The organism is Streptomyces sp. NBC_01428 (assembly GCF_036231965.1).
In the GTDB taxonomy this organism is placed as follows: Bacteria; Actinomycetota; Actinomycetes; order Streptomycetales; family Streptomycetaceae; genus Streptomyces.
Map to the genome: position 1 here is coordinate 1497372 of NZ_CP109499.1, position 16988 is coordinate 1514359.

The window sequence follows — 16988 nt, forward strand, 5'->3', positions numbered from 1 at the left end:
GGGGTTCAGCCGGGTCAGGGGGTGGTCACCATGCCCGAGCCGTCGTCCATGCCGGAACCGGACTGGCCGTAGGCCGCGCCGCCCTGGTCGTCGGCGATCCCTTGGTCGTCGGCCGCGCCCTGGTCGTCGGCAGCGCCGCCGCCCTGGTCGTCGGCAGCGCCGCCGGCCTGGTCGTCCGCCGCGCCGCCGGCCTGGTCGTCCGCGCCGCCCGCCTGGTCACCGGCTCCGGCCTGGTCACCGGCGCCCGCGCTCGGGTCCGCCGCGCCGCCGGCACCGGCGTCACCCGCTCCCAGCGTCGCGCCGACCGCCTGGAGGGCGGTGGTCACCGGCTGGAAGAAGGTCTCGCCGCCGACGGTGCAGTCGCCGCTGCCGCCCGAGGTGAGGCCGATCGCGCTGCCGTCCTGGGTGAACAGGGAGCCGCCGCTGTCTCCGGGCTCGGCGCAGACGTCGGTCTGGATGAGACCGGTGACCGTGCCCTCGGGGTAGTTCACGGTGGCGTCGAGGCCGGTGACGTTGCCGTCGTTCAGACCCGTGGTGCTGCCCATCCGGAAGACCTGCTGGCCCACGGCCGCGTCGGCCGCCTGGTTGATCTGGACGCTCTGCCCGTTGCCGACGTTGACCGCGCTGTTGGCCTGCGTCGCGGGGTCGTCGTACTTGACGAGGGCGAAGTCGCCGTCACCGGGGAAGGTCGCCTGGTCGACGGTGGCGATCGGCGCGCCGTCCTGCGCGTCCGACCACTGCTTGGCGGCAACCCCGCAGTGACCCGCGGTGAGGAAGGCGGGGCTGCCGTCGCCCGCGGTGACGTTGAAGCCGAGGGAGCAGCGCGCGCCCCCGCCGAAGATGGCGTCGCCGCCGTCGACGAAGGTCTTGAAGGTGCCCGCCGACTTCTTGACGGTCGCCACCCCGGAACCGAGGTCCTTGACCGTCGAGGTGAGCGTGTCCCACTTGGAGCCCGTGACGGTGGAGTCCGCGGTCACGCGGATCTCGTTGGTCTTCGGGTCGACGGACCACGCCGTGCCGGGGATCGTCGCGTCCGTCCGCAGCGTCTTGGCGGCGGCCCGCAGGTCGGACGTGCTGTTCTGCACCTGGTGGGCGACGGCTCCGGCCTGCTCGATCCGGTTGACGACGTTGCTGTTGTTACCGACGACGTTGACGACGAGCTGCTTGTTCGCGGCGTCGTAGTACGACCCCGCGAAGGCGCCGCCCAGCTGGGAGGCGAGCTGCGCGGCGACGTCGGAGACGTCGGTCGCCTTGAACGTTCTGGGTGTGGCGTCGTCCCCGTTCGACTGCGAGGCATTGGCGTTGGGGAGCAGGAGAGCCGCTGCTCCGAGCGCTGCCACGCTGCCCACCGCGATCGCGGCCTTGCGCTTGGGTATCCGTTTGTGACTCAACTCTTGACCTCCTGGGGACGGGGCCGATGCCACCGTCCGGCGGCTGACTGGGGGCGCCTGGTTGCCCGTTGATACGCGAGTGCCGGGCGGGGTGTTCAACTGCCATTGCAAAGAGCCGGAGTTGACGGGTCCATAGCTACGGATTGCGCGACAAACGGACCTTTCCGCCGCGCGGCCGACGCCTTCGAGCGGGAGCGGCGGCCACCTTCCGCCCCACGCCACGCGACGCCCCGCGCGACGCTCCGCGTCCGAGCGGTGACCCTCCGTCGAGGATCGGTAGCGGAATCCTGGATTCAGCGAATCTGCACATCCCGCGCTCACCGGAGTCACGGCGTCCGGGGGATCTGCACACTCGCACGCCCCCCTCCGCGTCATTGGGCCGGACTGTCCCATTCGGTCCGCGCGCGGCAACCCGAGGTGTGCGCCGATACCGCGCACGGTGTGAAGAACTCGCCGCAACGTGGTGTGGAGACCTGCACGCTTCCCCGCACTCGGCACTCAAGTTCCCAGGTGGGAGCCCTGGTTGATTGGAAGCGCGCGGCGCGCCCGTGCTTTGATCCGTTGCACCGCGGAGGTCGCAGCAATGCTCCCGGCAACGGGATCCGCACTCCTGCGGTGGCGGCCGCGTCTGTCCCCAGAGGGGGCCGCTCTCCCCCTTGTGAATATCCATATGAAGGGAAGTTCCATCATGAACTCCACCCCCCGTTTCCAGACCGCCGAGATCTCCGACGCCGACCTCGACAACGTCTCGGGCGGCCTCGCGCTGAACGCCGTGGGCACCGTCACCGACCTGGTCGACGGCGTCGTCCCGGTCTCGGGCGTCGTGGGCACGGTCGTCGGCACCGTCGAGGGTGCGACCGGCCTGAACACCGGCGCGGTCACCGGCCTGGTCGCCGGTCTCTGACCGGTCGCTGGATCGCGCTTCACACCGCGGAGTCCCGGAACCGCCCCCCGGTTCCGGGACTTCCGGGTGCCGTACCTCTCTCGAAACAGGTGAGGGAAGCTCCGTGCAGTTCCGTCAACAGGCCCTCGCCAAGCTCCAGTCGCCCGAGGAACTCGACCTCCCGGTGCGCTTCGCCCGCCCGCAGGGCTGGCTCGTGCTGGCCGTGACCGTCGTCGTCATGGCCGCCGCCTCCGTGTGGGCCGTGACCGGCACCGTCTCCTCCACCGTGAGCGCGCCCGCCGTCCTGACGCACGGCCAGGGCAGTTACCTCCTGCAGAGCCCCGTCGCCGGCCAGGTCACCTCCGTCGTCGCGAAGGAAGGTGAACGGCTCCCCGCGAACGCCCCGGTGGTCAAGGTCCGTACCGCGCGCGGCACCACGACAGTGGTGCGCACGGTCGCCGCGGGCCGCGTCACCGCGCTCGCCGCCACCATCGGCGCGATCATCTCGACCGGCGCGAACGTGGCGTCCGTGGAGAAGGTCGCGCACGCCGACGACCCGCTGTACGCGACGGTCTACGTCCCCGCCGAGAGCGCCGCGGCCCTTCCCGCGAACGCCTCCGTCGACCTCTCCGTCCAGTCCGTGCCCGCCCAGCGGTACGGCGTGCTGCGCGGCCATGTGGCGACCGTCGGACGCAGTGTGCAGACCCGGCAGCAGATCGCCGCCTACCTCGGTGACGACCAACTCGGCGAGCAGTTCAGCAAGAAGGGCAGACCGGTCGCCGTCCTGGTACGGCTCGACCGCTCGTCCGGCACCAGGAGCGGACTGAAGTGGTCCTCGTCGGACGGACCCCCCTTCCCGCTCACCTCGATGTCCCTCGCCACGGGTTCGATCCGGCTGGCCGACCAGCGCCCCGTCGATTGGCTCCTGCCGTGACCACCACCGACACCCGCGGCAGACGCCGCGCCGCCCCGCCCCGGCGCGCCGTGCCCAAGAGCCGCGTCCGGGCCGTGCGCACGCCCACGGTGCTCCAGATGGAGGCGGTCGAATGCGGCGCGGCCTCCCTCGCCATGGTGCTCGGGCACCACGGCCGGCACATCCCGCTCGAAGAACTGCGCATCGCGTGCGGTGTCTCGCGGGACGGCTCCCGGGCCAGCAACCTGCTGAAGGCGGCGCGCGGTTACGGCCTCACCGCCAAGGGCATGCAGATGGACACCGCCGCGCTCGCCGAGGTGCGGGCGCCCGCGATCCTGTTCTGGGAGTTCAACCACTACGTCGTGTACGACGGCATGGGCCGCCGGTTCGGACGTCGCGGCGTGCACATCAACGACCCGGGCAAGGGCCGCCGGTTCGTGCCCATGGAGGACTTCGACACCAGCTTCACCGGAGTCGTCCTGGTCATGGAGCCGGGTCCGGAGTTCCGCACCGGAGGCCGCAGGCCGGGCATCCTGGGCGCGATGCCGGCCCGTCTGCGCGGAACCTCGGGCACGATGCCCGCGGCCGTCCTCGCGAGTCTGCTGCTGGTGGCCGTCGGTGCGGCCGTACCGGCGCTCAGCCGGACGTACATCGACCAGTATCTGATTGGTGGTCAGAGTTCGCTGCTCGGCGTGCTGTTCGCGTCGATGGGCGCCTCCGTGCTGCTCACCGTCGTGCTCACCTGGCTGCAGCAGGCGAACCTGCTGCGGGGGCGCATCATCTCCTCGACGCTCTCCAGCGCCCGGTTCCTGCGCCATCTGCTGCGCCTGCCCGTCACGTTCTTCTCCCAGCGCAGCCCCGCGGACCTGGTGCAGCGCCTCCAGTCGAACGACGCGGTGGCCGAGACGCTGGCCCGCGACCTTGCGGCCGCCGGCGTCGACGCGATCGTCGTCGTCCTGTACGCCGTGCTGCTCTACACCTACGACCCGCAGCTCACGGCTGTCGGGATCGGCGTGGCGCTGCTGAACGTGGTCGCCATGCGCGTGGTGATCCGGCTGCGCGCGACCCGCACCGCCAAGCTGCGTGCCGACACCGCCCGGCTGACCAACACCGCCTACACCGGGCTGCAGTTGATCGAGACGATGAAGGCGACGGGCGGCGAGGACGGCTACTTCCGCAAGTGGGCCGGACAGCACGCCACGACCCTGGAGGAGCAGCAGCGCCTCGGGGTGCCGAGCGCGTGGCTGGGTGTCGTCGCCCCGACCCTCGCGACGCTCAACAGCGCGCTGATCCTGTGGATCGGCGGTCTGCGTGCGGTCGAGGGGCACATCTCCGTGGGGCTGCTGGTCGCCTTCCAGGCGCTCGTCACCCGCTTCACCGCGCCGCTCACCCGGCTGAACGGGGTCGCGGGCCGCATCCAGGACTTCGCCGCCGACGTGGCCCGGCTGAAGGACGTCGAGAACTTCCAGACGGACCCGCTGTACGCCCGGCCCGGCGGTGGGGAGTCCACCCGGCGGCTGCAGGGCCATGTCGAGCTGGAGAACATCACGTTCGGCTACAGCCCGCTCGACAAGCCGCTGCTCAGCGGTTTCTCGCTGACCGTGGGCCCCGGCCGGCAGGTCGCGCTGGTCGGCGGGTCGGGCAGCGGCAAGTCGACCGTCTCGCGGCTGATCTCGGGCCTGTACGCGCCGTGGGAGGGCACGATCCGCATCGACGGACGGCTCCTGGAGGACATCCCGCGCGGCGCGCTGGCGTCGTCCGTGTCCTTCGTCGACCAGGACGTCTTCCTCTTCGAGGGGACCGTGCGGGACAACATCGCGCTGTGGGACCCCTCCATCCCTGACGACGCGGTGGTCACCGCGCTGCGGGACGCGGCGCTTTACGACGTGGTGACGCGGCGCCCCGGCGGCATCCACAGCAGGGTGGAGCAGGACGGCCGCAACTTCTCCGGCGGGCAGCGTCAACGCCTGGAGATCGCGCGGGCGCTGGTCCGCAGGCCGAGCATCCTCGTGCTCGACGAGGTGACGAGCGCCCTCGACGCGGAGACCGAGCAGACGGTCATGGACAACCTGCGGCGGCGCGGCTGCGCGTGCGTGGTGATCGCCCATCGGCTCAGCACCGTGCGGGACAGCGACGAGATCGTCGTGCTCGAACACGGAACGGTCGTGGAACGCGGCCGGCACGACGCGCTGGTCGCCGCCGGCGGACCCTACGCCACGCTGGTCAAGGAGCGATGAGATGACCACGGTTCACGAGGGTGTGCACGAAGGGGACCTCGTCCTCGGCGCGCTCGGCGGCATGGGCGCACCGGTGGACTGCGCCGGACTCAACCGCCTCGATCTGGAAGGCCCGCAGGTCCTGTGGCTGGTCGCCGCGGGAGCGATGGACCTGTTCGCGGTGGACGCCGCGCAGCAGGGGCACTGGCACCACCTCGGCCGGCTGGAGGCGGGCTCGCTGCTGCTCGGTCCGGTCGCCGGCCCGCAGCACACCCTGGTCGGGCGCCCGTTGCGGGACTGCGTGGTGCGTCGCATCGCGCTGCGGGAGCTGTATCAGCAGGCCGACACGGCGACCTGGTCCTACGACGCGTACGGCAACGCGCAGTACGTGCCGCCGACGGAGAGCCCGTTGGAGTACGCCCTGGCGCTCGGGGTCGGGCGCAGCCTGTCCATCCTCTTCCAGGCACCGATGGCCACGGAGAACGCGGCCGCCCTCACCGACGACGACGTGTTCTGGATGCGGGTGCCGCCGGGCAGTGTGCAGTACGGCTCGCTGTACGGGGCCGAGGCGGCGGCCGACCTGCTGATGGACCCGGCCGTCTGGCAGGGCATGGTCGACCAGCAGTACCGGTTGCTGGCCACCCTCGACCGCTGGATCGAGCAGGTGGAGGCCGGTCACGAGGACCGTACGGCGGCCGGCATCAGGGCGGGTGAGGCCGTCCGCGTGCAGGCCGACCGCACGCTGCTCGCCTCGATCGGCAGGGCGTCCGACAAACGCCCGACCGCGGCCGACGCGGACGCCACCCACGCCGCCTGCAAGCTGGTGGCCCGCGCGGCGGGGATCACCCTGGCCGGGCCGGCTCAGAGCGGCGCGGAGAGCGACCGCCTCGACCCGGTCGAGCGGATCGCGCTCGCCTCACGGGTCCGCACGCGCGCCGTACGACTCGACGGGCGCTGGTGGCGGGACGACATCGGCCCGCTGGTCGGCCGTCGGGCCGTGTCCGGCGCGCCGGTCGCGCTGCTGTGGCGGCGCGGCGGATACGTCGCCGTCCATCCGTCGTCCGGACGGGAGACGCCGGTCGAGAAGGCCAACGCGGCCGAGTTCGAGCCGCGGGCCGTGATGTTCTACCGTCCGCTGCCCGAGCGGAGGCTGAGCCCGCTGCGACTGCTGCGCTTCTGCCTCGGGGGCACCGCGGGCGACCTGCGCAACCTCGCGATCAGCGGGCTGGTGACCGTCGCGATCGGCGCGCTGGTCCCGATCGCGACCGGCCGGGTGCTCGGCGAGTACGTGCCGAAGGCGCAGCACGGTCTCATCGTGCAGGTGTGTCTCGCGCTCATGGTCACCAGCGTGGTGTCGGCGGCGTTCATGCTGCTGCAGAACCTCACCCTGCTGCGGATGGAGGGCCGGATCGAGGCGAGCCTGCAACCGGCTGTCTGGGACCGGCTGTTGCGGCTGCCGACGACGTTCTTCACCTCCCGCTCGACCGGTGAACTCGCCAGTGCCGCGATGGGCATCAGCGCCATCCGCCGGCTCCTCGCGGGCGTCGGTCCGACCCTCGCGCAGGCGGGCACGGTCGGTGCGATGAACCTGGGGCTGCTGTTCTGGTACAGCGTGCCGATGGCGCTCGCCGCGATCGGCATGCTCGTGGTCATCGCCGCGGTGTTCCTGGGGCTCGGTCTCTGGCAGGTGCGCTGGCAGCGCCGCCTGGTGGTACTGAGCAACAAGCTCAACAACCAGGCGTTCCAGACCCTGCGCGGCCTGCCCAAGCTGCGGGTGGCGGCGGCCGAGAACTACGCGTACGCGGCCTGGGCGGGCGAGTTCGCCCGCAGCCGCGAACTGCAGCAGCGGGTCGGCCGGATCAAGAACCTCACCACGGTGCTGGGCGCGGTGTACCTGCCGCTGTGCTCGCTGCTGATGTTCATGCTGCTCGCGGGCCCCGCGCACGGTTCGCTGTCCGCGGCCGAGTTCCTCACCTTCAACACGTCGGTGACGATGCTGCTGACCTCGGTCACGCAGATCACCGGCGCGTTCGTCTCGGCGGCCGCCGCGCTGCCGATGTTCGAGGAGATCAGGCCCGTGCTCGACGCGACCCCCGAGGTCAGGGTGGCGAGCACCCGGCCGGGCCTGCTGTCCGGCGGTATCGAGGCCCGCAGGCTGTCGTTCCGGTACGCCGACGACGGGCCGCTCGTCCTCGACGACGTGTCGTTCGCCGTCCGCCCCGGCGAGTTCGTGGCGGTCGTGGGCCCGAGCGGCTGCGGCAAGTCCACGCTGCTGCGCCTGCTGATCGGCTTCGACAGGCCGGTGTCGGGCAGCGTCCTGTACGACGGCCAGGACCTGGCGGCGCTCGACCAGTCCGCGGTACGGCGCCAGTGCGGTGTGGTGCTCCAGCACGCCCAGCCGTTCACCGGGTCGATCCTGGACTGCATCTGCGGTACCGAGCCGTACACGCCGGAGGAGGCGATGGCCGCCGCGGAGATGGCGGGTCTCGCCGAGGACATCCGGCGGATGCCGATGGGCCTGCACACGCTCGTGTCGGGCAGCGGCGCGATCTCCGGCGGCCAGCGCCAACGCCTCATGATCGCGCAGGCGTTGATCCGCCGGCCGCGCATCCTCTTCTTCGACGAGGCGACCAGCGCCCTCGACAACGAGACGCAGCGGACGGTGATCGAGAGCACCAAGGCGCTCAACGCCACCCGGGTCGTGATCGCGCACCGGCTGTCGACGGTGCTGGACGCGGACCGGGTCGTCGTGATGGAGGACGGCCGGGTCGCTCAGCAGGGCACGCCCGCGGAGCTGCTGGCGGACACGGGCGGGCGGCTGCACGAGCTCGTGCGCCGCCAACTCGCCTGAGCCATCAGTCCGTTCCGGGCACCGGGGCCCCCGAGGGGACGCCTTCGGCGAGGTACCCGCGGTAGATCTCCTGCCAGCGTGCGAGCCCTCCGGCGTGCGGTCCGCCGGAGGGTTCGTCGCGCGCCAGCGTGTCGAGGGCGGCGAGGCAGACGTCCCAGCCGGCGCCGTTGCGGGCGGCCGTGTCCCGGGCGGCCAGCACGTTGGTGAGCGTGAAGCGGGTGCGCCCGCCGTCGAGGGCTTCGAGGTCGAAGTGCAGTTCGTCGTCGCCCCACGCGAAGGAGAGGTGGCGGTGGGGTTCGACGGCGAGGACGTGGCCCGTCGACTCCGGCATGTTGGGATCGCCGCTGAACGTGACGGTGCCGCCGGGGCGCAGGTCCATGTCGGCGCGCGAGGGGAACCAGGCGGCCAGCTCGTCGGGGTCGGTGACGAAGCGCCAGACCCGCTCGGCGGGGTGGTCGTAGGTGCGGGTGAACCGGACGGCGGGGCGGCCGTCGTCGAGGGTGAGGAACGTCCCGGTGGGGGCGGTGGGTTCGGCGGACATGGCGGCTCAGTCCTTCGGTGAGGGGGCTGGGGGCGGTGTCGGTTCGCGTGGGGTCCCGGTTGGTGGTGTCCCCGTCGGTGGGGTCCCGGTCGGTGGGGTCGCGTCGCCCGGCGGCGCCGGATCCGCGGGCGCTCCGGACGGGGTCGAGGGGGACGTGTCCCCGAGCGGCGCCTCGTCCAGGCGGCGGCCGAGCGTGTCCAGGCTCTCGTTCCACAGCGCGCGGTACGGGGCGAGCCAGGCGTCGAGGGCGGCGATCGGGGCGGGGTCGAGGGCGTAGACCCGGCGTTGCGCGTCCTGCCGTACCCGGACGAGTCCCGCGTCGCGCAGCACCCGCAGGTGCTTCGAGGTGCTCGGCTGACTCAGGCCGCAGGCCTCGACCAGTTCGCCGACGGCCCGCGGCCGCTCCAGTAGCAGGGCGACGATGGCCCGCCGGTGGGGGTCGGCGAGCGCGGCCCAGAGCGAGGCGTCGGACATGCTCACAATATGCCTCCACCGTTATATGCCCGTCAAGGAATGAAGAGGCGACGGACGTCACACGCGCCGGACTAGCGAAACGTTGCCGTTTCGCTCGACGCGGTCTAATCTCGAGACGTCGATGTGTACGAAACCGTTTCGTTTACGTGCACGCACCGTCGAGCCACTTCCCTGGAGTGCTTCTCCCATGTCTCAGACCCTGACCGAAGGCACCGGCACGGGTGCCGCGGACGCGACGTCCGCAGCCACGTCGAAGCGGCGGTGGTGGATCCTCTCGATCATCGGGATCGCCCAGCTGATGGTGGTGCTCGACGCCACCATCGTGAACATCGCCCTTCCCTCCGCCCAGGCGGACCTCGGCTTCTCCGACGGCAACCGGCAGTGGATCGTCACCGCCTACTCCCTGGCCTTCGCCTCCCTGCTGCTGCTCGGCGGGCGCATCGCGGACCTGTTCGGACGCAAGCCCGCCTTCCTCGTCGGTGTCGCCGGGTTCGCCGGCGCCTCCGTGCTGGGCGGCGCCTCGACCAGCTTCGGGATGCTGGTCACCGCCCGCGCCCTGCAGGGTGTGTTCGGAGCGCTCCTCGCGCCCGCCGCCCTGTCCCTGCTGAACACGACGTTCACCGACGCCAAGGAGCGCGCCAAGGCGTTCAGTGTCTACGGCGCGATCGCCGGTGCCGGTGGCGCGGTGGGTCTGCTGCTCGGCGGTGTGCTGACCGACGCGCTCGACTGGCGCTGGACCCTGTTCGTCAACCTCGTCTTCGCGGTCGTCGCCTTCGCCGGCGGCTGGGTCCTGCTGAGCAACCACCGTGACGCGGCGGGCTCCAAGCTCGACCTGCCGGGCACGCTGCTGGTCTCCACCGGTCTGTTCGCCGTCGTCTTCGGCTTCTCCAACGCCGAGACGCACGACTGGAGTTCACCCGCCACCTGGGGCTTCCTGCTCGCCGGCGCGCTGCTGCTGACCGCGTTCGTCTGGTGGCAGACCCGCGCCAAGCACCCGCTGCTGCCGATGCGCGTCCTGCTCGACCGCAACCGGGCCGCCTCGTTCCTCGCCGTGCTCATCACCGGCGCGGGCATGTTCGGTGTCTTCCTCTTCCTCACCTACTACCTCCAGCTGAACCTCGGCTTCAGCCCCACCAAGACGGGTGTGGCCTTCCTGCCGATGATGGCGACGCTGATGGTCATGGCGCAGGTCTCCACGACGATCCTGGTGCCGCGGATCGGCCCGAAGGCCGTCATCCCCGCCGGCTTCGCGGTGGCAGCGGTCGGTATGGCCTGGCTGACCGGGATCGGCATGGGCTCGTCCTTCTCGACCGACGTCCTGCCGCAGGTGCTCCTGATCGGCGCCGGACTCGGCATGGTGATGCCGCCCGCCATGTCGCTGGCCACCAGCGGCATCGCCGCCGAGGACGCGGGGGTCGCGTCCGCCACCGTCAACACCATGCAGCAGGTGGGCGGTTCGATCGGCACCGCGCTGCTGAACACGCTCGCCGCGAGTGCCGCGACCAGCTACCTGGTCGGCAAGGACGCGACGAACAAGCTGGTCCAGGCCCAGTCGACGATCGAGAGCTACACCACCGCGTTCTGGTGGTCGGCCGGCTTCTTCGCCGCCGGAGCGCTCATCGCGCTGGTGCTCTACACCCGCGGCAAGCCCACCCAGGACCCGGAGGCCGCACCGGTCGTCCACATGTGATCGCGCCCTGAGCCGATCACCGTCAGGCCGAGGGGCCGCCGTCTTCAGGGAGACGGCGGCCCCTCATCGTCCGCCGGTGGCGCGCCGTGGCGACGGCTCGGCGCGCCTGCGCACGGACCTCGTCCAGAGGCCGGGTGGGCCGGTACACCACCAGGGCCCGGGGTTCCTTCTCCAGCCGCAACGCGGCCGCGCCGGGGGCGACTTCACCGTCGTACGCGAGTGTGTCCGTACCGGAGACGCCCGACAGCTCCACCCAGGGGACGTGCTCGGCGTCGTAGACCCGTGAGTGACGCAGCGCCCCCACGAGCGCGGAGGCGACGACCCGGGTCCGGGCGAGGCGGCGTTCCGCGGCGACCAGACGCAGGTCGAGGAGTCCGTCGTCCAGGCGGGGCCGGTACGACGGGGCGAAGCCCTCGGGGACGTACCGTCCGTTGCCCGCGAAGAGCAGCCACAGCCGGCGGGGCCGGCCGTTGAGCTCCAGCTCGATCGGTCGCGCGGTGCGCAGCACCCGGGCCAGGGCCATCGCGGCGGCCGGCCACTTGCCCCACCGCGGCTCCAAGTGCTGCCGGATACGCACGAGTTCGGGGTAGAGCCCGATGCTGAAGGTGTTGAGGAACCGCAGGTCCCGCCCGGCGTCCGGGCGGGCCGCGCCGAGGTCGACCGCCACCGCCTCTCCCCCGCTCACGGCGACGGCGGTGGACTCGAAGTCGGGCACGCCGACGTCGAGGGCGAAGTGGTTGAGGGTGCCGCCGGGGAACACCGCCAGCGCCAGGCCGCGTTCGCCCGCGGCGCGGGCCGCGGCGTTCACACTGCCGTCGCCGCCGCAGACGCCCAGGGCGCCCCCGGCTGCGGCGGCCCGGTCGGCGGCCTCGGTGAGCAGTGCCGCGAAGTCGCCGTCGGCGCCGCGCTCGACCAGCTCCGCCTCGGGCAGGAGGTCACGCAGCCGGTCGGCGGGCGACATCGCCGACGCGGGCGCCCCGGCACCGGCGTGGCCGTTGACGAACACGACGAGCCCCCGGCCCAGCGGCAGGGCGGGTGCGGGCGCGACGGGCCGTTCCCGCTCCGGCACGGCGGCGCGGGGCGGCCACCAGCGGCAGGTCAGGAAGGCGGCACCCGCCCCGATGGCCACGCCGGCGAGCACGTCGCCGGGGAAGTGGACCCCCACGTAGACACGGGAGAAGGCGACGCCCGCGGCCACCGGCGCGACCACGGCGCCGTACCGCGTGGACTCCAGGGCGACGCCGGTGGCGAAGGCCGCGGCGGAGGCGGAGTGCCCGGAGGGGAAGGAGGTGGTGTGCGGCTGACGTTCGAGGAGGCGGACCCGGGGGACGCCGTCCAGGAGCGGGCGGGGCCGGCGGGCGCTCCATTTCACCAGCGTGTTGACGGCCAGCGAGGCGAGCGCCAGGGAACCGAGGCCCCGCACCGCCGCACGGCGCGCGGTGTGCCCGCCGACGAGGGTGAGCCCGGCCGCGGTCCCGAGCCACAGCCGCCCGTGGTCGGCCGCGTGACTGAGCCGCCGCAACGCCGGATCGGCGCCGGGGACCCACGCCGCGGCGACCCGTGTGAACAGCCGCTGGTCCAGTTCGCCGAGTGAACCCATGGTCCACGGGTACGCCGTCCGGTCGCGGTCGGCATGCCGGGTGACTCGGAACGGTGAGGCCCTTGCGCCGTGCGGCGGTGCACGGCCGCCGCCGTGCGGTGGAACGTCCCCGGCCGCCGGGCCCCGCCAGGAGCAGGCGCCGCGGGCAGCGGAAGCCAAGTGCGGCGGACGGGCTGCGCGGAGGTGCGGCGGGCGTCGGTGTCCGGACATGCCGAAGGCCGGCCGACAGCCCCACTCCGTCGGCCGACCCTCGGTGCGAAATCACATGGCACCCCCGCGACGGGGTCCGCACTCCCCAGCAACGGACCCCGGTCGTTGTCCACGGGGGCCACGCGATCCCGGTCTCAGAACGCGAAGACCGTCATCCCGTAGGAGCTCTTCACGCACTCGTTGGCGAAGGTGTGCTCGTAGGCCACGCGCTTGCCCTGCCAGACGCCGGCCACGGTCACCACGACAGGGTCGTACTGCCTGGTACAGAAGACGTCGTGTCTGGCGGTCAGTCCTTCCAGATCCCCCTTGATTCCCCGGAGTTCGGCGCAGGCGTCGACGGCGGCCGGGTGCGTCCCGGAGGCCGTGGGCGCGCAGTTGAGGGTGACGGCGCGTTCCGGCGTGGCGTCGGTCGCGCTCTGGCCGTGGCCCGTGGTGAGCACCAGGGCCGAGGGGGCGTAGAGCCCGGACGGCGCGAGGCCGGGGGCCGCGGTGGCGGACCCCATGAGGGGTCCGCAGACGGCGGTGGCCGTCAGAGTGAGAGTCGCTGCCCAGCGTGCGGTGTTCGGCATTGTGTGCATCCTTCCGCTCGATCGAATGCGATACCGGCTCGGTCGGTGCCGGTTCGGCGAGCGCGAGTCTGCCGAGTTCACACCGGAAACACACATCGACCCCATGCGTTTCGGTAACTTTGAGTATTGAAGTAGTGGCGTGAAGTTACGGAATTCGAACGCGTGAAGCCAACGCCTGTGCGGTTGTTGATCGTCGGCGACCACCCCCTGGCCTGATTGGCACGGCTCGGCAATAGGCCTGAAACATTCCGGTTCAGCCCGCGAGGCGCCTCGACTTCACCCCGCCGCTTCCGCCCACAGCGGAGTTCCGCCCCCACTCTTGCCCCTGATCCGCAAGCGCGTAAGGCTGATTACATGATTACAACTGAGCAGAACGAGAAGCTGCGCGGCTGGTTCGCCGGCCGGCTGCCCGACGATCTCTTCGAGAGCCTCTCCGAGGTGACGGTCGACCGGGAGGAGATCACGGTGGTCGGCCGCATCCCCGAACCGAAGCTCGCCGAAGGCGCCTCGGACGCGGAGAAGTCGGCGGCACGGACGTCCCGTGTCCAGGAGTTCCGCGAGCGCACCCGCGAGGAGCGGGTGGCCGTGGCCCGGGAGGCGGAGCACCGCTTCCGCCGGAAGGTCTCCTGGGGTGTGGAGTGCGGTACCGAACGGGCTCTGTTCACGCACGTGGCCGCGCCGGTGATGACCCGGCTGCGCCAGCCGGAGCGCGAGGTCCTCGACACCCTCGTCGAGGCCGGGGTGGCCCGCAGCCGCAGCGACGCCCTCGCCTGGTGCGTGCGGCTCGTGCAGCGGAACACCGACGACTGGCTCGCCGACCTGCGGACCTCCCTGGAGCACGTGCGACAGGTCCGCTCCCAGGGCCCGGACACGGCACGGGAGGAGGCTTCCGGCGACGAGGAGTGACCCGTCCGCCCCGGCCTTGAACGGCCTGCCGCGGGGTACCGCGTCACACTGGCAAGGGATGCCGACGAGACGAGGTGGTCGCCCATGAAGTTCGGAGTGTCGACGTTTCTCACGGACGAGGGGATCGGACCCGCGGCGCTGGGCCCGGCCCTGGAGGAGCGCGGGTTCGACGCGCTGCTGCTCGCGGAGCACTCGCACATTCCGGTCAGCCGGGAGACCCCCTACCCGGCCGGCGGCGAACTGCCGCGCGTGTACTACCGGACGCTGGACCCCTTCGTGGCGCTCGGCGCCGTCGCGGCCGTGACGAGTGAGCTGCTGCTGGGCACGGGCATCGCGCTCGTGGTCCAGCGCGACCCGATCAGCACGGCCAAGGAGGTCGCCTCCCTCGACCTCGTCTCCGGCGGACGCGCCGTGTTCGGGGTCGGCGCGGGCTGGAACCGCGAGGAGATGCGCAACCACGGAACGGATCCGACCCGTCGCGGCCGTCTCATGGACGAGCGAATCCGCGCCATGATCGAACTGTGGACGAAGGAACAGGCCGAGTTCCACGGCGAGTTCGTCGACTTCGACCCGGTCTTCCAGTGGCCCGAGCCCGTCCAGCGGCCGTATCCGCCGATCTGGGTCGGGGGTGACGGGGAGCACGCCTTCCGCCGGGTCGCCGAGTACGGCGCGGCCTGGATGCCGACCGGAGTGCCGGCCGATCAACTGGGTGACCGGATCGACGAGTTGAGGAAGACGGCGGGAGACGGCCCGGACGTGGTGGTGTACGCGGGCCGGCACGACCGCGAGACCCTCGACCGGTACGCGGAACTCGGCGTCGACCGCGTCCTGCTGTACCTCCCGACCCGGCCCGGGGACGAGACCCTGCGGACCCTCGACGAACTGGCCGCCGCCGTGTCCTCGCACCGCTGACGAGGCAGGGCCCGCCGCCGGACGACAGGAGCCGACCGTGCCGGACATGGACGAGGACGAGGCGCGCCGCCGCTTCCTTGCGGCGCGGGTGGCCCGGCTCGCGACCGTCGACGCGGAGGGGCGGCCCCATCTGGTGCCGCTCGTGTTCGCGGGGTGCGGTGGCGGGCTGGTGAGCGCCGTCGACCACAAACCAAAGCGGTCGCCGCTGCTGCGGCGGCTGCGCAACATCGCCGTGCATCCCGGTGTGTGTCTGCTCGTCGACCGCTATGACGAGGAGTGGGAGCGGTTGTGGTGGGTGCGGGTGGAGGGGGATGCGCGGGTGGTGGCGCCCGAGGATGCGGGGATCCATCCCGCAGCGGTGGGCGCGCTGCGGGAGAAGTACCCCCAGTACGGGGACCGGCCTCCCGACGGTCCCGTCATCGCGATCACCGTCCACCGGTGGCGCGGCTGGCAGGCGACGGGGGCCGCCTGACCGCGGGGTTTTCGCCCCCTCCGCCCCTGCCCGTCCCGTTCCCGGGGGCTGCCGCCCCCGGGCCCCCGCTTCGGCCTGAACGGCCTCGTCCTCAATCGCCGGAGAGGCTGAACTTTCCAGCGCCCCCGGTCAGTCGCGGATCGTTCGGGCGATGTCCAGGGTGAGGCGGTGCCAGGGGGTGCGGGGGTCGCGGCCCGTGAGGTCGTGGATGCGGCGCAGGCGGTACCGGAGGGACTGCGGATGCAGGTGCAGCACGCGGGCCGCCGCACTCGCGGACCCGGCGTCGAGGTACGCCGTCAACGCCTCCAGCAGATGCCCGCGAGCGGCATCGGTGAGCGGCCCGAGCACCAGCCGGGCGATGTGGTCCGGCGCCGCGGCGGGCCGCGCGGCCAGCAGGGCGAGGACGTGCGCGTCGGCGTCGGTGAGGACGTGCCCGGTCCGGTGGGCGTGGGCCGGCGCGGTGTCGAGCGCGTCGGCGGCGAGCCGGTGCGCGACGGCGACCCGGTCGAGGCTCTCGCCGGTGACGGCGCACCCGCGCCAGGCCCGCTCCCCCAGCACCGCCCCCGCCCGGCCGGCCGCCGCGACCGGCAGCAGCAGGACGGCCCGCGGCCCCCGCACCGTCGCGAGGGAGGTCACCTCGCCGGCGGCCGGAACCAGCGCGTCGAGCAGTGCCGACGCCGTGTCCTGGGCCAGGTCGGGCCGGTCCGGTGCGACGGGCTCGGCCACCAGCAGGCAGCAGGGGTCGGGGAGATGGATGCCGAGCCGGGCGGAGCGGTCGGTGAGCGCGCCCACCGAGGCGTGCCGTCCCGCGATCAGGTCGTCGAGCAGCAGCCGCAGCGCACGGTCCCGGTCACCCGACAGGTCCTCGCTGGTCGCGGCGTACGCGGTGGCCATCTCCTCGGAGAGGGTGTCCAGGGTGGCGAGCAGCATGCGGGCGAGCGCGAAGGCGTCGGAGGCGGCTAGGAGAGGGGCACGCGCCGCTACCTCCGCGGTGAGCACGGTACCGGCGACCCGGTAGGCACGCAGCACCGCTTGGACGGGCCGCCCGTCCGCCGCCCGGGCCGACGCGATGCCGCGGAAGCGCCGCAGATCGGCCGGGTCCAGGGTGCCGTCGGTGGCCCAGAGGTGGAGGAGCCGCTCCAGGCCCCAGGCGGCGATGGCCCGCACCTCGGGAAGGCGGGTGTCGTCGAGCGCCGCGTACACCGGGACCTGCTCGTGGATCGCCGCGACGATCGCCTCCACGACGCGCGGGTCGGCGACCATGTCCTGCCGGACCCGCTCACGGGCCTCGGACGGTTTGTTTGTCACAGGGTGATGATTCCAGGCGTGTGATGTGCGCACCACGGTGGACGGGACTTGT

The 16988-nt window shown here is 72.4% G+C and carries 13 protein-coding genes and 1 pseudogene; 8 read left to right on the forward strand and 6 right to left on the reverse strand.

From position 1 onward, the window contains the following. Positions 1–14 precede the first annotated feature (14 nt). Positions 15–1391 carry a S1 family peptidase gene (locus OG406_RS06525; protein ID WP_329184640.1) on the reverse strand — a complete coding sequence of 459 codons (1377 nt, stop codon included), beginning with the start codon at positions 1389–1391 and terminating at the stop codon, positions 15–17. A 688-nt stretch (positions 1392–2079) separates the two neighbouring features. On the opposite strand from OG406_RS06525, the gene OG406_RS06530 reads away from it, so the two are divergent. From OG406_RS06530 to OG406_RS06545, 4 genes are all read left to right on the forward strand, one after another. Beyond that, on the forward strand, positions 2080–2295 hold the full coding sequence (locus OG406_RS06530) for a hypothetical protein (RefSeq protein WP_081220685.1): 216 nt from the start codon (positions 2080–2082) through the stop codon (positions 2293–2295). A gap of 103 nt (positions 2296–2398) precedes the next feature. Continuing rightward, entirely contained in the window at positions 2399–3208 is an 810-nt protein-coding gene (locus tag OG406_RS06535) for an HlyD family efflux transporter periplasmic adaptor subunit (RefSeq protein WP_266850905.1), read from the forward strand. Next, positions 3205–5424, forward strand: a complete 2220-nt coding sequence (locus OG406_RS06540) for an NHLP family bacteriocin export ABC transporter peptidase/permease/ATPase subunit (RefSeq protein WP_329184644.1) — start codon at positions 3205–3207, stop codon at positions 5422–5424. The genes OG406_RS06535 and OG406_RS06540 overlap by 4 nt, the downstream gene beginning before the upstream one ends. A gap of 1 nt (position 5425) precedes the next feature. Then, entirely contained in the window at positions 5426–8254 is a 2829-nt protein-coding gene (locus tag OG406_RS06545) for an NHLP bacteriocin export ABC transporter permease/ATPase subunit (protein WP_329184646.1), read from the forward strand. A 4-nt stretch (positions 8255–8258) separates the two neighbouring features. Here OG406_RS06545 and OG406_RS06550 read toward each other — a convergent pair whose 3' ends face one another. Next, positions 8259–8795, reverse strand: coding sequence for an SRPBCC family protein (locus tag OG406_RS06550; protein ID WP_329184649.1), 537 nt, complete (start codon positions 8793–8795; stop codon positions 8259–8261). Positions 8796–8933: 138 nt separating this feature from the next. Further along, a pseudogene (locus tag OG406_RS06555) lies at positions 8934–9269 on the reverse strand (ArsR/SmtB family transcription factor); the annotation flags it as partial. A gap of 187 nt (positions 9270–9456) precedes the next feature. Between OG406_RS06555 and OG406_RS06560 the strand changes: the two are divergent. Next, positions 9457–10959: an MFS transporter gene (locus OG406_RS06560; protein WP_329184651.1), complete on the forward strand. Its 1503-nt coding sequence runs from the start codon at positions 9457–9459 to the stop codon at positions 10957–10959. A gap of 22 nt (positions 10960–10981) precedes the next feature. On the opposite strand, the gene OG406_RS06565 is transcribed toward OG406_RS06560, so the two are convergent. Both OG406_RS06565 and OG406_RS06570 read right to left on the reverse strand, forming a co-directional pair. Beyond that, a complete protein-coding gene (locus OG406_RS06565) occupies positions 10982–12559 on the reverse strand; it encodes a bifunctional phosphatase PAP2/diacylglycerol kinase family protein (protein WP_329184653.1) in 1578 nt (525 codons plus the stop codon). A 344-nt stretch (positions 12560–12903) separates the two neighbouring features. Next, entirely contained in the window at positions 12904–13338 is a 435-nt protein-coding gene (locus OG406_RS06570) for a protease inhibitor (protein ID WP_081220679.1), read from the reverse strand. Positions 13339–13692: 354 nt separating this feature from the next. On the opposite strand from OG406_RS06570, the gene OG406_RS06575 reads away from it, so the two are divergent. From OG406_RS06575 to OG406_RS06585, 3 genes are all read left to right on the forward strand, one after another. Continuing rightward, a complete protein-coding gene (locus OG406_RS06575; RefSeq protein ID WP_267049213.1) occupies positions 13693–14244 on the forward strand; it encodes a hypothetical protein in 552 nt (183 codons plus the stop codon). A gap of 84 nt (positions 14245–14328) precedes the next feature. Further along, complete coding sequence (locus tag OG406_RS06580; RefSeq protein ID WP_266850916.1) at positions 14329–15156, forward strand: LLM class F420-dependent oxidoreductase; 828 nt, start codon at positions 14329–14331, stop codon at positions 15154–15156. Between the two features lie 37 nt (positions 15157–15193). Continuing rightward, positions 15194–15628, forward strand: a complete 435-nt coding sequence (locus OG406_RS06585) for a TIGR03668 family PPOX class F420-dependent oxidoreductase (protein ID WP_443067056.1) — start codon at positions 15194–15196, stop codon at positions 15626–15628. A gap of 129 nt (positions 15629–15757) precedes the next feature. Here OG406_RS06585 and OG406_RS06590 read toward each other — a convergent pair whose 3' ends face one another. After that, complete coding sequence (locus OG406_RS06590) at positions 15758–16936, reverse strand: PucR family transcriptional regulator (protein ID WP_266850920.1); 1179 nt, start codon at positions 16934–16936, stop codon at positions 15758–15760. Between the last annotated feature and the right edge of the window lie 52 nt (positions 16937–16988).